At 39.4% G+C, this 19,118-nt stretch carries 16 protein-coding genes; 13 read left to right on the top strand and 3 right to left on the bottom strand.

From position 1 onward, the window contains the following. Positions 1-133: 133 nt before the first annotated feature. The gene (locus IWX76_RS02495; protein ID WP_196858275.1) at positions 134-1,660 is read right to left on the bottom strand and encodes an FAD-dependent oxidoreductase; all 1,527 of its coding nucleotides are present in this window, start codon (positions 1,658-1,660) and stop codon (positions 134-136) included. A 32-nt stretch (positions 1,661-1,692) separates the two neighbouring features. Further along, positions 1,693-2,916, bottom strand: coding sequence for a dicarboxylate/amino acid:cation symporter (locus IWX76_RS02490; protein ID WP_196858274.1), 1,224 nt, complete (start codon positions 2,914-2,916; stop codon positions 1,693-1,695). Positions 2,917-2,980: 64 nt separating this feature from the next. On the opposite strand from IWX76_RS02490, the gene cls reads away from it, so the two are divergent. The 4 genes from cls (at position 2,981) to IWX76_RS02470 (ending at position 8,365) form a co-directional block, all read left to right on the top strand. After that, entirely contained in the window at positions 2,981-4,435 is a 1,455-nt protein-coding gene (gene cls, locus IWX76_RS02485) for a cardiolipin synthase (RefSeq protein ID WP_196858273.1), read from the top strand. Positions 4,436-4,491: 56 nt separating this feature from the next. Continuing rightward, a complete protein-coding gene (gene tkt / locus IWX76_RS02480) occupies positions 4,492-6,489 on the top strand; it encodes a transketolase (RefSeq protein WP_196858272.1) in 1,998 nt (665 codons plus the stop codon). 26 nt (positions 6,490-6,515) lie between these two features. After that, positions 6,516-6,968: an RpiB/LacA/LacB family sugar-phosphate isomerase gene (locus tag IWX76_RS02475; protein WP_196858271.1), complete on the top strand. Its 453-nt coding sequence runs from the start codon at positions 6,516-6,518 to the stop codon at positions 6,966-6,968. Positions 6,969-7,087: 119 nt separating this feature from the next. Further along, a complete protein-coding gene (locus tag IWX76_RS02470; RefSeq protein ID WP_196858270.1) occupies positions 7,088-8,365 on the top strand; it encodes an NAD(P)/FAD-dependent oxidoreductase in 1,278 nt (425 codons plus the stop codon). 412 nt (positions 8,366-8,777) lie between these two features. On the opposite strand, the gene IWX76_RS02465 is transcribed toward IWX76_RS02470, so the two are convergent. Next, positions 8,778-9,488, bottom strand: coding sequence for a DUF4397 domain-containing protein (locus tag IWX76_RS02465; protein WP_196858269.1), 711 nt, complete (start codon positions 9,486-9,488; stop codon positions 8,778-8,780). Positions 9,489-9,646: 158 nt separating this feature from the next. Here IWX76_RS02465 and IWX76_RS02460 point away from each other — a divergent pair, with 158 nt between their 5' ends. The 9 genes from IWX76_RS02460 (at position 9,647) to IWX76_RS02420 (ending at position 19,110) form a co-directional block, all read left to right on the top strand. Then, positions 9,647-10,252, top strand: coding sequence for an RNA polymerase sigma factor (locus tag IWX76_RS02460; protein WP_196858268.1), 606 nt, complete (start codon positions 9,647-9,649; stop codon positions 10,250-10,252). Beyond that, the gene (locus IWX76_RS02455; RefSeq protein ID WP_196858267.1) at positions 10,236-11,417 is read left to right on the top strand and encodes a hypothetical protein; all 1,182 of its coding nucleotides are present in this window, start codon (positions 10,236-10,238) and stop codon (positions 11,415-11,417) included. The genes IWX76_RS02460 and IWX76_RS02455 overlap by 17 nt, the downstream gene beginning before the upstream one ends. Positions 11,418-11,537: 120 nt before the next feature. Further along, the gene (locus IWX76_RS02450) at positions 11,538-12,155 is read left to right on the top strand and encodes a TetR/AcrR family transcriptional regulator (protein ID WP_196858266.1); all 618 of its coding nucleotides are present in this window, start codon (positions 11,538-11,540) and stop codon (positions 12,153-12,155) included. A 245-nt stretch (positions 12,156-12,400) separates the two neighbouring features. Further along, on the top strand, positions 12,401-13,606 hold the full coding sequence (spt, locus tag IWX76_RS02445; protein WP_196858265.1) for a serine palmitoyltransferase: 1,206 nt from the start codon (positions 12,401-12,403) through the stop codon (positions 13,604-13,606). Then, positions 13,603-14,724 carry a hypothetical protein gene (locus tag IWX76_RS02440; RefSeq protein WP_196858264.1) on the top strand — a complete coding sequence of 374 codons (1,122 nt, stop codon included), beginning with the start codon at positions 13,603-13,605 and terminating at the stop codon, positions 14,722-14,724. The genes spt and IWX76_RS02440 overlap by 4 nt, the downstream gene beginning before the upstream one ends. Then, positions 14,721-15,710 carry an NAD-dependent epimerase/dehydratase family protein gene (locus IWX76_RS02435; RefSeq protein ID WP_196858263.1) on the top strand — a complete coding sequence of 330 codons (990 nt, stop codon included), beginning with the start codon at positions 14,721-14,723 and terminating at the stop codon, positions 15,708-15,710. The genes IWX76_RS02440 and IWX76_RS02435 overlap by 4 nt, the downstream gene beginning before the upstream one ends. Before the next feature lie 14 nt (positions 15,711-15,724). Then, positions 15,725-16,177, top strand: a complete 453-nt coding sequence (locus tag IWX76_RS02430; RefSeq protein ID WP_196858262.1) for a phosphatidylglycerophosphatase A family protein — start codon at positions 15,725-15,727, stop codon at positions 16,175-16,177. A 1-nt stretch (position 16,178) separates the two neighbouring features. Then, on the top strand, positions 16,179-16,550 hold the full coding sequence (locus IWX76_RS02425; protein WP_196858261.1) for a GtrA family protein: 372 nt from the start codon (positions 16,179-16,181) through the stop codon (positions 16,548-16,550). Between the two features lies 1 nt (position 16,551). Continuing rightward, positions 16,552-19,110 (top strand): DUF5686 and carboxypeptidase-like regulatory domain-containing protein, encoded by a 2,559-nt coding sequence (locus IWX76_RS02420; RefSeq protein WP_196858260.1) that lies wholly within the window; start codon positions 16,552-16,554, stop codon positions 19,108-19,110. The last annotated feature ends 8 nt before the right edge of the window (positions 19,111-19,118 follow it).

The following is a 19,118-nucleotide window of genomic DNA, read 5'->3' as shown; positions in this document are numbered from 1 at the left end:
TTCAAAGTCTTCATATTTTATAGTATGTAATCATAAAACAGTTGAAGATTAATCAATTTTAGCAAAACTTTGACAAAATCCTTACGTTAAGTTCATACTGGTAATTTTAAGAATAGATAATTATGTCCTTTACTTACTCCTCTAGCTGTATTTGAGCTAAATCTTTAGTCGGTGGACCGGTAATCACTTTTCCATAACAATCATAGCGTCCACCATGACAAGGGCAATCCCAACTTCCTTCAGTTTGGTTAAAATTAACTATACAGCCAGCATGGGTGCAAACCGGACTTAACGCTGTAACCTTACCCATTTGGTCCTTATAAATCGCTAATTTTTCGTCCTGGTATTTTACCACCATTCCAGTGCCCGGTGCCAGTTCTGCAAGGGAATCAATATCCTGCGTTTTCAGGCGGTCGGCAATAAAGCGGTAAGCTACATCTGCATTTTCTTTAACAAACTCAGTAAAGCCAGCTACAGGTTTCATACGTGAAGGACTTAACAGTTTTGCGTATTTATTCTCAAGACCTAATATATGGTCGGTAATCATATTGGCTGCGAGTGTTCCATAAATCATACCATTACCGCTAAAACCTGTAGCAATAAAGGTGTGTTCATCAGCACCAGGCAGCTGGCCGATATAAGGAAGTCCATCTGCCGGTTCATAATACTGTGCTGACCAGCGGTATGGAATTTCTGCTACATAATAATATTTCCTGGCGTAATCTTCCAGCGCTTTAAAAGCCTTTTCAGGATCATCGTGCCCTGTTTTATGGTCTTCACCACCTAGAATAAGGTACTTTTGTCCTTCAATGACATGGCACCTCGTATAATGGTAGGGTTCCTGCATATCATAAACCAGGTGATCAGGATAATCAGCGTTGGTTAAGGTAATGCCTAGCACATAGCTGCGGTAGGGGGCACAACGGAAATCGAGCAGGTTAACTCCTGGTGGCATATGTGTAGCATAAACCAGGTTTAGGGCCTGGATATTTCCATGATCACTTTCTGCAGTATGAAGGCCGTCTGCAACACTTGTTTTCCTGATGAAGGTATTTTCAAGCAATACACCACCAGCATCCACAAAAGCTTTTGCAAGCTGACTAAGGTATTTGAGGGGGTGAAATTGTGCCTGATCTTTAATCAGCGCGGCTAACTGGAAAGGCACGGGCACACCATTATCTGGCGATTCTACCATGTTGATGCCAGCTTTTCTGGTGGCGGCAAGAATGTCTGCCAGTTGCTGTGTTTCTTTTTTATTCTCTGAATACATATAGGCATCCTTGACTTCAAAGTCGCAATCAATACCATACTGGTCGATATTATTTTTGATGTGACTGAGGGATTCCATAGCTGCTAAGGCCATAAGCTTTGCAGCCTCCTCACCGAAATCTTTTTCGATATCAAGGTAAGGGGTGTCGTATACAGTATTTAAATGGGCAGTAGTGCCCCCGGTTGTACCAAAGCCAATAGAACGTGCTTCGGCAAGGATACACTTTTTGCCAGCGGTTTGAAGTCGCAAGGCTGTGGTTAAGCCGGAAATACCACCACCTACTATTAAGACATCGTAGGTAATGCCGGCTGTGTTTATTGTTGGGGTTAACTGATCGGTTTCATCTACATTCTGCCAAAGGCTAATTGTTTTACTATCACGTTCTTTCATCTGTTATTTATAGGTTTCCCTAAATAACACGACTAAGCGGAAATGGTTTTTAACCAGTTTTTCCCTTCCGTAAAGCGGGCGACAAGCATGGTAGAGACATTATCGCCAGTGGCATTTAATAGGGTAGCACCCGGATCAACCAGGGTACCTATAATCATTGCTGCAGGTAATGCTTCGGGCGGGAAGCCGTAGGCAGATATAAATAACAGTTCGCCAACATAACCACCATTTGGAATACCTCCTTCTACCACACTCACCAGGATGGTCATGCCAAGCGCCAGGATAATAACCTCGGCACTATTAAAGCTTTTTCCAAACATGGCAAATACCACGGCCATTTTGATGATTGAGGAAATGCTGGACCCATCTTTATGTAAGGTTGCCCCTAAGGGGATGGTTACGTTAGTGATGTATTCTGGCACCCCTATATTTTTACAGGCTTCCATATTTGCCGGTATGGTAGCGATGCTGCTGCAGGTACCCACAGCGGTTGCTGATGGAACCAGGTTGTTAGGCCAAAACCGTTTAAAACCGATTTTACCACCGGCAATGTAGGCGTAAAGACTAAATATAAAAACAAAGTAGAACGCGGCAACGCCGTAGTACAAACCCAATGATTTTGCATAGGTGCCAAACAACTGTGGGCCAAAAACACCCACCTGATAAGCAAAATAGGCGCCCAAACCAATTGGTGCCAGTTTCATGATCAGGATGAATACATTTTTAAAAATTTCGTTTCCCGAATGGAGGAAACGTGCAAAAGCAGCCCCATTTTCACCAGCTTGTAAGGTGCCAAAACCAATGAGTACAGAAAAAATAATCATGGCCAACATGCTTTCACGGGAAAGCAATAGGTAGAAGTCTTTAGTCGTAATCATTTGGGTGATCTGCTCACCGAATGGTTTTTCATCAAAGGTTTCTGTGAGTTTAATAACCTGAATATTCTCATGGATGGGAAAAATGTGTACTGCAAGTATGGTGATGAGGGCGGAGATGATAATGGTGGCCAGAAAAACCAGCGACATCACGCCCATCATTTTGCTGAGTTTATTGGAAGCACTCAGACCGGCAATGGCGGATGTAATGGCGAAAAATACGAGAGGTATGACCGCCGTGAACAGGAAGTTCAGAAATATATCACCAATAGGTTTTATCACTTGTACTTGATCGCCGAATATTAAACCTGCAATGCTCCCTACAATGATGCCTATCAGCAGTAAAATGATTCCCTTGTAATTTTGCACAAACTTCTTCATGGCGCTAATATCTTTTATTTATGTGAAAGTAATTGCTAATTTTATCTCGAACTAAAACTTTTCAATGAATTGGATTATCGTTGTCGAAGTGTTTTATGTACTTGCTGTGCTCGGTGGCTGTCTACGTATAATTAACGATACTCCAAACACCAGTAAAACCCTTTCCTATCTCTTGCTTGCGCTTTTTCTACCAGTAGTGGGTATGATCATTTACTTCAGCATTGGTACAAATTACAGAAAACGTAAGTTATATACTAAAAAACTGATCAAAGATGAAAAGTTGCTGGAGGAGTTAACTAAAAGAATTATTCACACTTCTGAGCTGGTGATGGCCCAACAAAAGGAAGAAGTGGGGAATTTCATGAAACTTGCCAAGTTACTTTTAAATGGCAGTCTAAGTAAGCTGTCGGCCCATAACCAGGTGGAGTTGCTGCTCAATGGAGAGGAGAAATTTCCAGAGGTAATTAAGGCCATGCAGGCTGCTACACACCATATACACCTGGAGTATTACATTTATGAAGATGATGTAATTGGCAACCAGATTAAAAATGTGCTCATAGAGAAAGCTAGAGCAGGCGTGGAAGTTCGTTTTATTTATGATGATTTTGGCAGCCGTTCTATTCGCAAAACGGTAGTACTTGAGTTAATTGAAGCAGGTGTTCATTGTGTTCCTTTTTATAAAGTTATATTTCTAGCCTTAGCTAACAGGATTAACTACCGTAACCACCGGAAAATAATTATCATTGATGGGTATATTGCTTTTACCGGAGGCATCAATGTAAGCGACAAATACATCAACCATAAGGATAACCCCCAACAGCAATTTTGGCGCGATACCCACATCAAGTTAACTGGTGAAGCGGTGTCGTACTTGCAATACCTTTTTATTAACGACTGGAATTTTTGTTCAGAGGAAGAGTTTTTGCCTGATCAAGTCTACTTTTCTATTCCTGCACCTGGCGAAGAAGTTGGTGCTGTGGTGCAGGTGGCTTCAAGCGGTCCAGATTCTGATAACCCCACGATATTGTACGCTTTATTAGATGCCATTGGCCTGGCTGAAGAAGAGATTTTAATTACAACACCTTACTTTATTCCTGGCGAAAGCCTTACCCATGAGCTTATTGTAGCGGCATTGAGTGGCATTAAGGTTAAAATATTAGTGCCTGACCGCTCGGACTCTATGGTTGTTGATGCAGCAGCTAGGTCGTACTATGGTCAACTGGTAAAAGCTGGCGTAGAAATCTATTTGTACAAAGATGGATTTATACATGCTAAAACTTTGGTGTCTGATTCGCAATTGGCCATTGTAGGAACGGCCAATATGGATCACCGGAGCTTTGACCTAAATTTTGAAGTAAACACCATTGTATACGACAGGGATTTTGCTACTCAATTGCGCGATGTTTTTTATGCTGATGTAGCTCATGCGGTGATGATTGATCCGCTGACTTGGTATGCCCGTCCGTTCCATAAACAATTCTTCGAAAAGGTAGCCCGGCTGTTGTCGCACCTCCTGTAATTTTATAAAACTGTTTAAGGGGAGAAACGTTATCTAGCTAACCTTTAATCTTAATTATGGAAAACAACAGGAGCCTGGAAGAACTGGCTGTGAATACCGTTAGGGTACTGGCAGTAGATGCCGTACAAAAAGCAAATTCCGGGCATCCCGGTATGCCCATGGGAGCGGCACCCATGGCACATGTGCTGTTTAGTAAGTTCATGAACTTTAATCCTAAAAATTCGAAATGGCCCAATCGCGATCGCTTTATCCTTTCAGCGGGCCATGGTTGTATGTTGCAATACGCGCTATTACACCTTACCGGTTATGACCTAAGTATGGACGACCTAAAGAATTTTAGACAATTGCATAGTAAAACCGCCGGACACCCCGAATTTGGGTTAACTGATGGGATAGATGTAACTACAGGACCTTTAGGCCAGGGCTTTGCCAATGGGGTAGGCTTTGCAATTGGCGAGAAACACCTGGCTGCTTGTTTTAATAAGCCTGGTTATGAACTTTTTGACTATAATATTTACGTATTGTGTAGCGACGGCGATTTGATGGAGGGGGTTAGTGCGGAAGCGGCCTCACTGGCTGGGCATTTGGCCTTGGGCAACCTGATTTGTTTATACGATGATAATCATATTTCCATTGAGGGAAGTACAGGAATTGCTTTTACTGAAGATGTAGTGATGCGTTTTGAAGCCTACGGCTGGCATGTACAGGAGGTAGAAGATGGTAATGACCTTTTAGCCATTGAAAGTGCGCTACGCTATGCGAAAGCAGAGACTCATAAGCCATCGTTAATTAAGGTGCGCACACAGATTGCGTATGGTAGTCCGAATAAAGTAAATACTGCGGGGGCGCATGGTTCTCCACTTGGTGAAGACGAGGTGAAACTGGTGAAAAAATATTTTGGTTTCGACCCGGAGCAGTTTTTTCATGTGCCAGAGGAAGTATATCAGTATTACCATGAAGTAGGAAGAAAAGGGCAGGCCGCATCCATGCATTGGGATAAGCTTTATAACGATTATCGCGCTAATTTCCCAAATTTAGGAAGCGTAATTGATCGAGCATTAAACAATAAGTTAAAAAAGGGATGGACTGCTTCTTTACCCGTATTTAGTGGGGAAGACAAAATAGCCACCCGGCAGGCCTCGGGAAAAGTATTAAATGCCATTGCTGGAGGGCTACAAGGCCTGATGGGCGGATCGGCAGATTTGGCACCATCTACCGACACCTATTTAAAGGCCTATCATTCTTTTACTTCAGAAACCCGGGATGGACGTAACTTCCACTTTGGCGTTCGAGAACATGCTATGGGGGCTATCTTGAATGGAATGGCCCTTACCCCAGGAATTCATCCTTATGCAGCTACGTTCCTTATTTTTTCTGAATATATGCGTCCTGCCATTCGTATGGCGGCCATCATGAAAATTAGACCCATTTTTATTTTTACTCACGACAGTATTGGCCTTGGGGAAGATGGGACCACACACCAACCTATAGAACAATTAATTTCACTGAGGTCGATTCCTAATATTACATTAATCAGGCCAGCAGATGCCAATGAAACTGCCCAAGCCTGGCGGGTGGCCTTGGAACATCAAGGTGGTCCGGTGGTTTTAGTGTTAACGAGGCAGGGCCTGCCGATCCTTGACCAGAAGAAATTTGGGGCGGCAACGCAGCTTGAAAGAGGTGCTTATGTATTGGTAGATGTTGCTGAGCCAGATTTGATTTTAATTGGAACAGGCTCTGAAGTTTCACTGGTCATTGCGGCGCAGGAGAAACTGAAGGTAGCGGGGATAAAAGCACGTGTTGTTAGCATGCCATCCTGGGAACTGTTTGATAGGCAAAGTGCAGACTATCGGGAGGCTGTGTTACCTAAGGGCATAAGAAAGCGCCTGGCAGTAGAGGCAGGATCTACCTTGGGCTGGCATAAATATGTAACTGATGATGGTGCTGTACTTGGTATAGACCGTTTCGGCGAATCGGCACCAGCCGCGGATCTCTATAAATTTTTTGGCTTTACGGTAGATGATGTGGTAGAAAAGGCTAAAACCTTGATATAGCTACATTACAAACTAATTACTTACTCATGAAAATAGGAATTGCAGCAGATCATGGTGGCTTTGAGTTAAAGCAGGTCCTGTTATTACATTTAAAAAAGTCAGGTCATGACCTTCATGATTTTGGAGCTTTTGAACTGGATAGTCAGGATGACTACCCTGATTTTATCATCCCCTTAGCGAAAGCCTTACAGGATAAACAGATTGATAGGGCCATTGCTGTATGTGGCAGTGGGGTAGGTGCTTCTGTGGTTGCTAATAAGGTAAATGGCGTAAGGGCCGCATTAATTACTGAGCATTTTTCGGCTCACCAAGGTGTGGAAGATGATGATGTCAATATGATTTGTCTGGGTGGCCGAATTACCGGACCAGCGGCGGCCCAGGAATTGGTAGATACATTTATTAATTCAAATTTCTCAGGCGCTGAACGGCATATTAGACGCCTGGATAAAATACGTCTATTGGAAAAAGATCAGCTATAACTCAGTAAGTTTGGTTTTTTTTCTAGGGTTTTGGTTAAAAAACAAAGATTTTTGAGAGATTTGCCAAAAACAACGGCGTTTTAAGAATAATTACGTTATAGTTAACACATTTCTTTGATATGATAAACAATAAAAAGACCGTAGTGATCATAGGCGGCGGATTTGCAGGCGTAAATCTCGTAAAACAGTTACGTAATGATGATCATTTCGATGTTGTATTGGTAGATAAAAACAATTACAATTTTTTTCCTCCACTTTTATACCAGGTCGCTACAGGTTATTTAGAAACTTCCAACATCAGTTACCCTTTCAGAAAACTATTTCGTGGTATCAAAAACTTCCGCTTCCAAATGGGTGTGGTTGAAAAGGTAGTTCAGGAACAAAATAAAGTGATATTAGATACAGGAGAGGTGCAATACGACTATTTGGTTTTTGCAACTGGTACGGAAACCAATTATTTTGGAATAGAAAGCGTCAAAGAAAATTCGATCCCTATGAAAACGGTTGAAGACGCTTTGTATATGCGTAACAGCATGCTTGCCCTTTTGGAAAAAGCCTCGAGAGAAACTGATCCATTAGAAAGAACGAAACTATTAACAATTGTTGTTGCCGGTGGTGGCCCAACAGGGGTAGAAATTTCGGGCATGTTTGCCGAGATGAAAAGAACAGTTATTCCTCAAGATTATCCTGAACTGGTGGGTTCAAACGCAACCATTTACCTAGTTGATGGCTTGAAAGCAGTTTTGGCGCCCATGAGTGAGAAATCACAAAAATATACTTATGATACCTTAACCAAAATGGGGGTCACTATTCAATTAGATAGCCTGGTGCAAGATTATACTAATGATGTTGTTCGATTTGCTGACGGAAAAAGCATAGTTGCCAAAACATTAATCTGGGCAGCCGGTGTAACTTCCCTGGTTTTTGATGGTATTGAAAAAGAAAGTTATGGTCGTGGCCGACGCATGATTGTTGATGGTTATAACAAAGTTTCTGGTACTCAAAATATTTATGCCATTGGTGATACCTGTTTGCAAACCGCCGACCCGGCATTTGTACAGGGGCACCCTCAGGTAGCACAAGTAGCCATTCAACAAGGTAAAAACTTAGGGGAAAACTTTAAGAAAATGGTTAAAGGGGAAGGGCTTAAGTCTTTTGTTTATAATGATAAAGGGTCGATGGCTATTATTGGAAGGAATAAAGCCGTTGCCGATCTCCCTAGTCCGAAAGTACATTTCGATGGTTTTATTGCTTGGGCGGCGTGGTTATTTATTCACCTGATTTCTTTGATTACCGGGGGCATTAGGGTTAAAACCTTATACAACTGGACTATCTCTTATTTAACCAGAGACCAGTCCCTGCGGGTACTGATTAGGCCAGCTAAAAAAGATATTTAAAATTAAATCGATAACTTAACATTAATTTAACATTACAACCTGATATTTGCGCAATGTTTATATATGTACTCGCTATTACCTTCTATGTGTTTGCTATCATAGCCGCTTTTAAGATGGAGACGCCTCTGAAAGGCTTTTTATTCCTGTTAGCGGTAGCTGGAGTTAGCGGAATGTTATATCTTTTTATTAAATTTCCGGGAACATCCGGGCTGTCGGTTGCGCTGATGTTAGGCGCCTTTATTTTGAAGCAAGGAAGACGTTAACGTTAAATTTACAGCAATTTATCATTGGTTTGTTATTGGAGCAGCTATAACTGCATGCCAAAGCACTACCCAAGGCCACATAAAACAAAAGAGCCGTATCATTGATTAAATGATACGGCTCTTTTAGTAGCGCTATTATTAATTGGTAGTTATTGGTGTAAGGACACTGCAATTGACAACTTCGTAGCGTCAGTGCCTCCCGTTGCTAAGCCTTTAGCATAAATGGTGTAAATTTTTCCATTTTGCAGGTTAACTGTATCGCGTGTTGCGACAACACCATTTGCGGCATTTCTTAATACAAATGATGATTTTGCTGCGGTAACTGGTTTGAAATTTGTAAATCCTTTAAATGCTTTATTTTTAAAGCCAGTTGTATCGCCGGTAAGCTCTAAACTTAAATCAGTAGTATTAGGTGATAAGTTGATAAAACGGACATGCGCTTTGCCTGCTGCTGGTTGTGAAATCTGGTCGTCTAACAATAAGTATTGTACAGAATCTGCGGCTGCACCAACAAGATATAAAGAATGGTAAACTCCAGCTTTTAGGGGAATGGATTTATTTGCCAGGGTAGTGGCGCTGTTGTTTAAAGTTACCTTTGAGGTGTGCGTGCCTTCATAGGCAGTGAAATAATCTATTTTACCCCCAAATGCAAACCCGGTATTATTTAATCTTTGGCCACCTATATAAAAATCAAGGGTATTGGTACTTGGGTAGGCGTTTATGATGGATAAAGCGGCTATACCCGGACTCGTGTTATCGATATCGTTTTTACAAGAATTAAAAAATACCGCTGATCCTATCAGGGCAGTTACTAGTGCTGCGTTTTTAGAAAATGCTTTAAAAGTTAGTATCGGTTTCATAAGATAAATTTTTAAATGATTTATTGTTTATGATGGGATAAACGAAGGCATTGGTGAAAATGCTACAAACACTTTATCTTTTTGTTTAGTTTTATATAAAATATGATTAACCTATTTTTTTTGTAGCGTTAATTAGAAACTAATCGTTTACAGCACCAATGGATGTTAAGGCTCAGCGCAGCGTTGATAAAAATAATCTTTTGTTCCAGGATATCATTGATGGACTAGAATCCCAAGATAAACGCATACAGGAACGAATTTATGTCCACTATTGGGGTTACCTGATGGGGGTGGCTGCGCGTTACGTAAAAGATAGGGGCGTGGCTAAAGAAATTGTTAATGATAGTTTTATCAAGGCTTTTAAAAGCATGTATGATTTTAAACATAACTATGTCATTGAGGATTTTCAGAAAACTTTTAAGGCATGGTTAGCGACCATTACAGTAAGAACTGCTTTAGATAAAATCAGAAAGGATAAATCGCCATTAAGTTTTGTGGAATCTTATGATAATCTACAGATAGAACATGTGGCTGTTGACGATAGACTGCATGTAGAGGATATTATGAAATTGTTGTTTCAATTGCCTGATCTTCATAGAACAGTTTTCAATCTATATGAAATAGAAGGCTTTAGTCACGATGAAATTTCAAAGCTTTTAGAAATCCCGACAAGCTCAAGTCGCACTTATTTAACAAGAGCCAAACAAAAATTGCGGGAATTATATACCAATACTATACAACTTACTGATGGAAACTCCAGATAAGAAAGAATTAATAGCGGAAATGGTTAGCCAGTTGAAGGCTTATGAAGAACCATATGAGGAGGGTGCCTGGGAAGAATTTAACCATGGGGCGAAAAGTAAAAAAGGGACTTATTTGTTATGGATAGGTATAGCTGCACTGTTTGCGGTAATCTTGTCGGCTATGCCATTTATTTTTGATACTAATTTACCTACAGCGCCAGTGCTTGTTAAAGATATGCCAAAAGTAGAAATGCCTGTAACCGCTTCTGACCAGTTTAGTCCTGCGCCGGAGATAAAAGAAGCAACGACAAATAATGCTGGTTTAGCTGCTGTAGAGTTGCCAAATGTTAAGATTTCTACTGCACCTGTGCTGGCCTATTCACCTGCGTCAGTTGCATCATTTGCAGATACCATGGCTACGCTATCAAAGGTAGAAGCAATGCCGGAGGTAGCACAGCAGCCCATAGTTAAACTTAAAGAGAAGCCTGTTGTAGAGCCCTCTAGAAAAAAGACATTTACCGAGTTTTTAGAAGACGAAGCACAAGTAGCTACTGTAAAAAATAAAGACAATTCATCTAAATGGAATTTTGGGGTCGAGTTGTTACCTACTGTTTTACAATCTAAAGTGAACCTAGGGGCGGGAATTACCACAGAATTTAAATTATCTGATAAATTTTCTATAAGTAGCGGGATCTCTTACATTGCATTAAACGCTGGCCAAAAGATCGAAAATCCACAACCTGTTAGTTTAATGTCAACTAAAAAGTTGGTTGAAATTGATGCGAATATTAGGGCCATAGATATTCCGATTGCTATTACCTATAATGTGAATAAGCATTTATATACAGCCATTGGAGTATCGTATTTTAATGTATTGAGTGAGCGAAGAAATAACAATTATTTAACACAGTTGGAGGTGTCGCGTACTGCTTTAAATTCGGCTACCGGCCAATTGGAGTCGTTACAAACGCAGGTAAGTCAGCAAAACATGGAAGTGGCCGAAGACGTTCCATTAGATGGAAACAGTTACCTCGGCTTTATGAATTTCTCCATAGGACATAAACAAACGCTATCTAAAAATCACCAGATTGTGATCGAGCCTTTTCTTAAAGTGCCTGTAGGTAAGCTATCTACAGAAGATTTGAAGTTAAGCAATGGTGGTGTGAAATTGCGCTTTTCTTTCTAGTATTCTACCATTTGTTTCCCCTTCGTAAAATTTCTTAAGCACCACGCCAGTCGGCAAAAAATAGGGAAAATTTTTGTACTTTTGGACCCTTAATGGATTTCGGTCTAGGTGTAGCTAATAATGGAAAAGGACGAACTTGTAATCAAAGAAATACTTTCTGGTGCTAAAAAGCTGTTTGGCAAACATGGTTTGAAAAAGACCACGATGGAAGATATTGCTATGGCTGCAGGTAAAGGAAAAAGCACACTTTATTATTATTTTCCGAGCAAAACAGAAATTTTTGAAGCGGTAGTCGAGAGCGAAATGAAGCTTGTGATTAAAAGGCTTCGGGATGCAGTGAGCGGAGCTAGAACCGCAAAAAATAAGCTAAAAGCATTTTTGAAAGTGCTGCTTACGGCAATTCTAGACTACCAAAATTTTAGGGAAGTCATTTTTGAAGATGCAATGGAGAACCTCAAACTATTTATACGTTTGAAGATTCAGTATGAGCAGATTCAAATTGATATGATTAGGGAAATCTTGCTAGGTGGTTCGCAATCTGGGGAGTTTAAGGAACTTTCTATGTCAAAAATGAACAGGATGGCTTTTGTGATGGCAACCGCTTTCAGGGGTTTGCATTATCCATTAACGGTGCAAAGCCAGGAGTTTAACACATGTGAATATTATGACGAGATTGTAGACGTGCTCATTGAAGGAATAGGAAATGAAAAAGTAGACCGAGATGCTAAATTGGTCTAGAAAATATATAAAAAAAAATTTAAATCATCTAAAAACACATTTAAAAACAAGAGCGGCGGTTAACGATTTATTTGACAAAATTATTATAGACCAAAATGGAAAATTGGTCTATCAATGAATTACTTTTGTTCGCTATAAATTAACATATTATTAATATATTAGATTATGTTTAATTTGACCAAAAGGTCGAATCTGTGCACTAAATAATATATACCCCGCTGAAGTAAAAATTTTATAATTCAGGCATGCGCAAAAAATTACAAGATAGGATTGCATCATTCAAGGAGGCAGATGCAATTAAAGAGAAAGGCCTATATCCTTATTTTCGATCAATTGAATCGGCACAGGATACCGAAGTTATTATCGACGGTAAAAAAGTGCTAATGTTCGGCTCTAACTCATATTTGGGCTTAACAAATCACCCTAAAATTAAAGAAGCTTCGAAACAGGCGATTGAAAAATATGGTACAGGTTGTGCGGGATCAAGGTTCTTAAATGGGACTTTAGATATACACCTGGAGTTGGAAAGACGATTGGCGACTTACGTAGGTAAAGAGGCGGCTGTTCTTTTTAGCACAGGCTTTCAGGTGAACCTGGGAGTGATCTCTTGTTTATTAGACCGGAATGACTATTTGATTCTTGATGAATACGATCATGCTTCCATTATTGACGGGAGCCGTTTGTCTTTTTCCAAGTCTATCAAATATGCTCACAATGACATGGAAGATTTGCGTAAGAAATTAAGTCGCTTACCAGAAGATTCAGCGAAACTGATTGTTGCCGATGGTATTTTTAGCATGGAAGGTGATTTAGTTAACCTGCCTGAGATTGTAAAGTTAGCAGAGGAATTTGGTGCTAATATTATGATGGATGATGCACACAGTCTTGGTGTCATTGGATTCAATGGATCAGGAACGGCTTCGCATTTTGGGTTAACCGATCAGGTTGATCTAATTATGGGAACGTTTAGTAAATCATTGGCTTCTTTAGGGGGGTTTATTGCTGCTGATGAGAAAACGATTGAATACATAAAACACCGCGCGCGTTCGTTAATGTTTAGTGCAAGCATGCCTCCGGCTTCGGTTGCCAGCGTTATCGCTGCTTTAGATATTATAGAGGCTGAGCCGGAAAGAATTGACAAATTGTGGGATAACACAAACTATGCAAAGAAACTTTTACTAGAAGCCGGTTTTGATATTGGCGATACAGACAGCCCGATCATTCCGGTATACATCAGAGATAACTATAAAACCTTCCAGATTACTAATATTCTGCAAAACAATGGAATATTTGTTAACCCGGTAGTATCACCAGCTGTACCTTCTGATTCATCGTTAATTAGATTTTCATTAATGGCTACTCATAGCTTCGAACAAATCGAAGAGGCTGTTGATAAATTATATGCTGCCTTTACGGAGGTAGAACTTACGCCAGTTAAAGTTAGTTTATGAAGCGTATAGTTGCCGTTAATGGCAAAAAAGAATTAGGTGTGTTTATAGATTTCCCGCATGAACTTTATAAGAATGATCCTAATTACGTTCCTGAACTTTTCATTGCGCAAAGAGATATGCTTACCCCTGGTAAGCATCCTTTTTATTTGCATTCCTCCTTGCAAACATTTTTAGCCTATGATGGGGATCGAGTGGTTGGAAGAATAGCGGCCATTCAGAATAATAATCATAACCAGGTGAATAACGTTAAAGATGGCTTTTTTGGTTTTTTTGATTGCATTAACGATCAGGAAACGGCACAATTGCTATTGGATAAAGCTGCACAATGGTTAAAAGAACGGGAATTGGAGACCATGGTTGGTCCGGTTAATTTTTCTACTAATGATATTTGTGGTCTACTTATTCAAGGTTTTGATGGTCCGCCGTTAGCTATGATGGCTTACAACGCACCTTATTACCTTAACTTGCTGGAGACGGCCGGTTTTAATAAAAAAGTTGATTTAAGAGCATATCGTTTTGCTGCAGGAAACTACAATGACCGGTCGGCAAAATTAGTGAGTGCTTTACAAGAGCGTTTAACCAGAAGCAATATCATTATCCGTAAAATTAATCTAAAGAATTTTAAGCAGGAAGCTGCAGCTTTGAGGGAAGTATACAATAAAGCTTGGGATAAAAACCTTGGTTTTGTGCCAATGACGGATGCCGAATTTGATTATACAGCCAAGGATTTAAAAATGATTATGGATCCGGATTTTTGCTTGCTGGCAGAACAGGATGGGAAAATAGTTGGTTTTGCATTGGCTGTACCAGACATTAATCAAATTTTAATAAAAATTAAGCGTGGCAGGTTGTTTCCGACGGGCTTATATAAGTTGTTAACGCAGCGAAAAAAAATTGAAGGCATTCGAATTTTATTATTGGGTGTGGTAGACGGTTACCGCAAAATGGGTATTGAAGCTTGTTTGTACGGAATTATTATACAGGGATTTCAGAAGAAGAAGATGAAATATGCTGAAGCTTCCTGGACATTGGATCATAACGATTTAATTAATAAACCTATAGAACAAATAGGTGGGGAACTGTATAGGAAGTACAGGATATTAGAGAAATCTATATGAGAAAGAAGGTGTTAATTACTGGTGCAAGCGGTTTTGTAGGTTTCCATTTGATCAATGAGGCCTTAGCTGCCAATTTGGAAGTGTATGCCGCGGTGCGTGCTAACAGTGATACGGAACACCTGGAAGACTTGCCGATACACTACGTTCAATTAAATTATGCCTCCATTGACGATTTAGTTAAAGTGTTGTCTGAAATTCAGTTTGATTATATTATTCATGCTGCTGGTACGACAAAAGCTAAAACGGAGGCTGTTTATAATGAGATTAACGCAGCGTATACAAAAAATTTAGGTTTAGCCAGTAAACAGCTTTTGAAACCAATAGAGAAGTTTGTTTTTGTAAGTAGTTTGGCTGCCATTGGGCCTCTAGAGGTATTGAATGGTCAAATAGAAGATGAAACGGAAGCTAAGCCTGTTACTAATTATGGTAAGAGCAAAATGCTTGCAGAGGCTTTTTTACACGATATCCCTGATTTACCTTTGGTTATCATTAGGCCAACGGCAGTTTATGGCCCCCGGGAAAGAGACCTGTTAATTTTGTTTAAAAGCATAAATAAAGGGATTGAACCATATATAGGGAGCTTTAAACAGCAATTTAGCTTTGTTTATGTTAAGGATCTTGCACAAATTATTATTAAAGCCTTATTAATTGATACAACCAATAAGACTTATAATATAAGTGATGGACATGTGTACAACCGGTATGCTTTAGCCAATGTGACTAAGGAATTATTGAATAAAAGGACCTTAAAATTTCACCTGCCTGTTGTAACGGTTGGTGCTCTAGCTTCTCTAATGGATAGGCTTTATAAGAATAAAAAAGAGACTCCTGCTTTAAATAAAGAAAAAATGGCCGAACTGACTGCAGTTAATTGGGCATGCAGCATTCAATCCATGGAGCAGGATTTTAATTTTAAGCCTCAGTATAACCTGAAGCAAGGATTAGCCGAAACATTGGAATGGTATAAAATTAATAATTGGTTATAAAATATAGGTTGAACATGTTGTTTCATAAAATTACATCTACAAGCCTTGGCATAGGTTATATCGGTAAAGGAGCGGGAACTGTAGCTGCAGTGGCCACTTGTTTAGTATGGTATTTCAGCCTGTCGGTGGATAGTAATTTTATTGTACCAGCTGTGATTACTTTATTGATATCAGCTCTGGGTATCTGGTCGGCTAATATCGTAGAGGCACAATGGGGTAAAGACCATCAACGTGTTGTAATTGATGAAGTGGCTGGAATGTGTATAGCATTATTATGGATTCCGGTAACACCTTTAAATGTATTGATTGCATTGCTGTTATTTAGGTTTTTTGATATTGTAAAACCATTATATATTAAAAGAGTAGAGAATTGGCCTGGTGGCTGGGGCGTTATGTTTGACGACATTCTGGCTGGTGTATATGCCAACATTGTATTACAGATATTTTTAAAAGTTAATTTACTATAATATGGCGACTTTCTTAAAGGCTCAGGTCGCGTCTCTGTCGGCCTCCATCTTTGACTTTCTTACCACATTAGTCTGTACGCAGTATTTGCATTTCTGGTATGTAGCAGGCAGTGCAACCGGAACGATTGTAGGTGGGGTGATCAATTTTACCATGGGCCGCCACTGGGTTTTTGGCGCTAACGAGAAGAAAGTTTATTCGCAAATCACAAAGTATATTCTGGTATGGACGGGCAATCTGATACTAACCACAACTGGAGTGTATTTAGTTACTCATTACCTGAATTTTAATTATATCATATCCAAAATCATAGTCACAAGTACTGTAGGGGTAACATACAATTACCTCATGCAGAAGAAATTTGTATTCGCATAACATGAAAAATTACCTTCAAAAAATATTCTATATTTTAGCATTAGTGTTGCCACTGTCGGCCTTACAGGCGACTGCACAAATTACGGTTGTTTCGGGCATTGTTACCGATGCAAAAGATAAAGATCCTTTACCTTATGTTACCGTATTGTTTAAAGGGACAAGTATTATTACCAGAACCGACGGTGATGGAAAATTCAATATCAGCACAGCTGAACCGCATACCCAACTTCAGTTTAGTTTTGTGGGCTACACCACGAAAATTGTAACGATCAAGGCTGGCGAAGCGCAAGACATTTCCGTTAAAATGGACGCTGAAGCCATGGCATTAAATGAAGTAGTGATTAGCAGCGGCAAAAGGCCATCGTACAAAAATAAAAATAACCCGGCTGTGGAATTAATCAGGAAGGTAATTGACCATAAAAATTCCAACCGCATGGAAAGTTACAACCAGGTTGAATATAAGGAATATGAAAAGATGCTTTTTTCGATGAGCAACCTATCTGATAAATTTAAGAACAAACGCATTTTCCGGAACTATCAGTTTTTATTTGATGAACAAGATTCAACTAAAATAGGTGGTAAAAATGTTCTACCTATATTTTTACAGGAAAAAGTAACGCAGAACTACTTTAATAAAAACCCGGAAAAGAATAAATCCATCGTATTAGGCGACAAAAGTGTTAATTATGATACGCCATTAATAGACAGCAAAGGCTTAAGTCAGTATTTCGAAAGGATGTATGCCAATGTGAATATATACGATAACAATATTTCACTAGTAAGTAATCAATTTTTAAGTCCAATTGCCGATTCAGCACCTACCTTTTATAAATTTTTCATTACTGACACTATTAAAACCCATAGTCCGCAGTTAATTGAACTATCGTTTATTCCACGTAATAACACCGACCTTTTATTTGAAGGGCGAATTTACATTACAATGGATGGTCGCTATGCGGTTCAGGATGCTTTTTTAACGGTAAACAAAAATATTAACCTGAATTTTGTGCGAGCTTTGGAAGTGAAGTTGACTTTTGATAAAAATGAAGCCCAACGTTACTATCTGACGAAAACAAACCTATTGGTTGATTTCGGATTAAATAAAAATAAAGGTGGAGGATTTACCGGAGAGCGTACCGTTACCTTAACTGATTATGCAATTAATAAGAAACAACCAGAGTCTGTTTTCGATGGTCCAAAAATTGCAATAACGCCAGATGCAGAGAAACGGTCGGAGGATTTCTGGCTAGAAAACAGAGCTGATACACTATCTGCTGCCGACTTACGGGTATATAGAAATGTGGATACGCTAAAAAATATGACTTCGTTTAAGAAAACGATGGACTTGGTGACCTTACTATTTGCAGGATATAAAGATTTTGGTCCCTTTGAAGTAGGACCGGTGAACACCTTTTATAGTTTCAATGATGTGGAAGGGTTACGTCTACGTTTAGGTGGACGTACAACGCCTGCATTGAGTAAACGTTATTACTTTGAAACCTATGCAGCATATGGTATGAAAGATGAAAAATGGAAGTATTTTTTGAGTGGAACCTATTCATTAAATAACAAGTCGATCTATTCGTTTCCACAGCATTATGTGAGAGGAAGTTTTCAGCGAGACACCAAGATTCCTGGTCAGGAATTACAGTTTGTTCAGGAGGACAACTTTTTGCTATCGTTTAAGCGAGGTGAAAATAACATGATGCTTTATAATGACTTTTATAAAGTAGAATATATGAAAGAATATGAAAGTCATTTTTCTTACAACCTTTCGTTCCGTAAATGGTCTCAAAGACCTGGTGGAGCCTTAAATTTTAATACCCTCGTAAATAATCAGATTCAGGCGGTTGATAAGATAAACAGTTCTGAAATAAGCCTGGCTTTACGTTATGCGCCAAGAGAACGGTTTTATCAGGGAAAGATTTATCGTACGCCAATCATTGATAAATATCCGGTATTTAATGTAAGGTATACAGCCGGCTTAAAAGATGTGTTTGAGAGTGACTATAGTTACCATAACCTGATGGGCAGTATAGATAAACGTTTTTACTTGTCTCAACTAGGTTATTCTGACGTCACGCTTGAGGGAAGTTACATATTTGGTAAAGTTCCATTTCCTTTATTGAGCATTCACCGCGCGAACCAGACTTATGCCTATCAGCTAAATTCTTATAACCTCATGAACTTTTTAGAATTTGTGAGTGATCACTATGCAAGTTTAAATATTGATCATAATTTTAACGGTTTCTTTTTTAATAAGATTCCATTATTAAAAAAATTAAAATTAAGAGAAAGCGTATCGTTTAAGATTCTATACGGTGGATTGAGAGACGAGAACAATCCTGCATACGATCAATCACTGTTGTTGTTTCCAACCACCGCTAATGGTGTAGCTACGACCTATACATTAAATAAAGAGCCGTATATGGAGGGTAGTGTTGGGGTAGGTAACATTTTTAAACTATTAAGGGTAGATCTTGTTAAAAGATTCAATTACCTGGACCATCCGGTTGTGTCGGAATGGGGAATTCGTGCAAGAGTAAAGTTTGATTTTTAAGAAGATAT

Origin of the sequence: Pedobacter sp. CAN_A7 (genome assembly GCF_015752175.1) — a bacterium.
GTDB lineage: Bacteria > Bacteroidota > Bacteroidia > Sphingobacteriales > Sphingobacteriaceae > Pedobacter.
Note: the sequence above shows the minus strand (reverse complement) of the source record. Positions and strands in the feature narration are given on the sequence as shown.

Coding starts and splice junctions, on each gene's coding strand:
- IWX76_RS02440 (WP_196858264.1), top strand. CDS start 13,603: ATGAAGCGTATAGTTGCCGTTAATGGCAAAAAAGAATTAGGTGTGTTT.
- spt (WP_196858265.1), top strand. CDS start 12,401: ATGCGCAAAAAATTACAAGATAGGATTGCATCATTCAAGGAGGCAGAT.
- tkt (WP_196858272.1), top strand. CDS start 4,492: ATGGAAAACAACAGGAGCCTGGAAGAACTGGCTGTGAATACCGTTAGG.
- IWX76_RS02425 (WP_196858261.1), top strand. CDS start 16,179: ATGGCGACTTTCTTAAAGGCTCAGGTCGCGTCTCTGTCGGCCTCCATC.
- IWX76_RS02470 (WP_196858270.1), top strand. CDS start 7,088: ATGATAAACAATAAAAAGACCGTAGTGATCATAGGCGGCGGATTTGCA.
- IWX76_RS02465 (WP_196858269.1), bottom strand. CDS start 9,488: ATGAAACCGATACTAACTTTTAAAGCATTTTCTAAAAACGCAGCACTA.
- IWX76_RS02460 (WP_196858268.1), top strand. CDS start 9,647: ATGGATGTTAAGGCTCAGCGCAGCGTTGATAAAAATAATCTTTTGTTC.
- IWX76_RS02455 (WP_196858267.1), top strand. CDS start 10,236: ATGGAAACTCCAGATAAGAAAGAATTAATAGCGGAAATGGTTAGCCAG.
- IWX76_RS02450 (WP_196858266.1), top strand. CDS start 11,538: ATGGAAAAGGACGAACTTGTAATCAAAGAAATACTTTCTGGTGCTAAA.
- IWX76_RS02420 (WP_196858260.1), top strand. CDS start 16,552: ATGAAAAATTACCTTCAAAAAATATTCTATATTTTAGCATTAGTGTTG.
- IWX76_RS02475 (WP_196858271.1), top strand. CDS start 6,516: ATGAAAATAGGAATTGCAGCAGATCATGGTGGCTTTGAGTTAAAGCAG.
- IWX76_RS02430 (WP_196858262.1), top strand. CDS start 15,725: ATGTTGTTTCATAAAATTACATCTACAAGCCTTGGCATAGGTTATATC.
- cls (WP_196858273.1), top strand. CDS start 2,981: ATGAATTGGATTATCGTTGTCGAAGTGTTTTATGTACTTGCTGTGCTC.
- IWX76_RS02490 (WP_196858274.1), bottom strand. CDS start 2,916: ATGAAGAAGTTTGTGCAAAATTACAAGGGAATCATTTTACTGCTGATA.
- IWX76_RS02435 (WP_196858263.1), top strand. CDS start 14,721: ATGAGAAAGAAGGTGTTAATTACTGGTGCAAGCGGTTTTGTAGGTTTC.
- IWX76_RS02495 (WP_196858275.1), bottom strand. CDS start 1,660: ATGAAAGAACGTGATAGTAAAACAATTAGCCTTTGGCAGAATGTAGAT.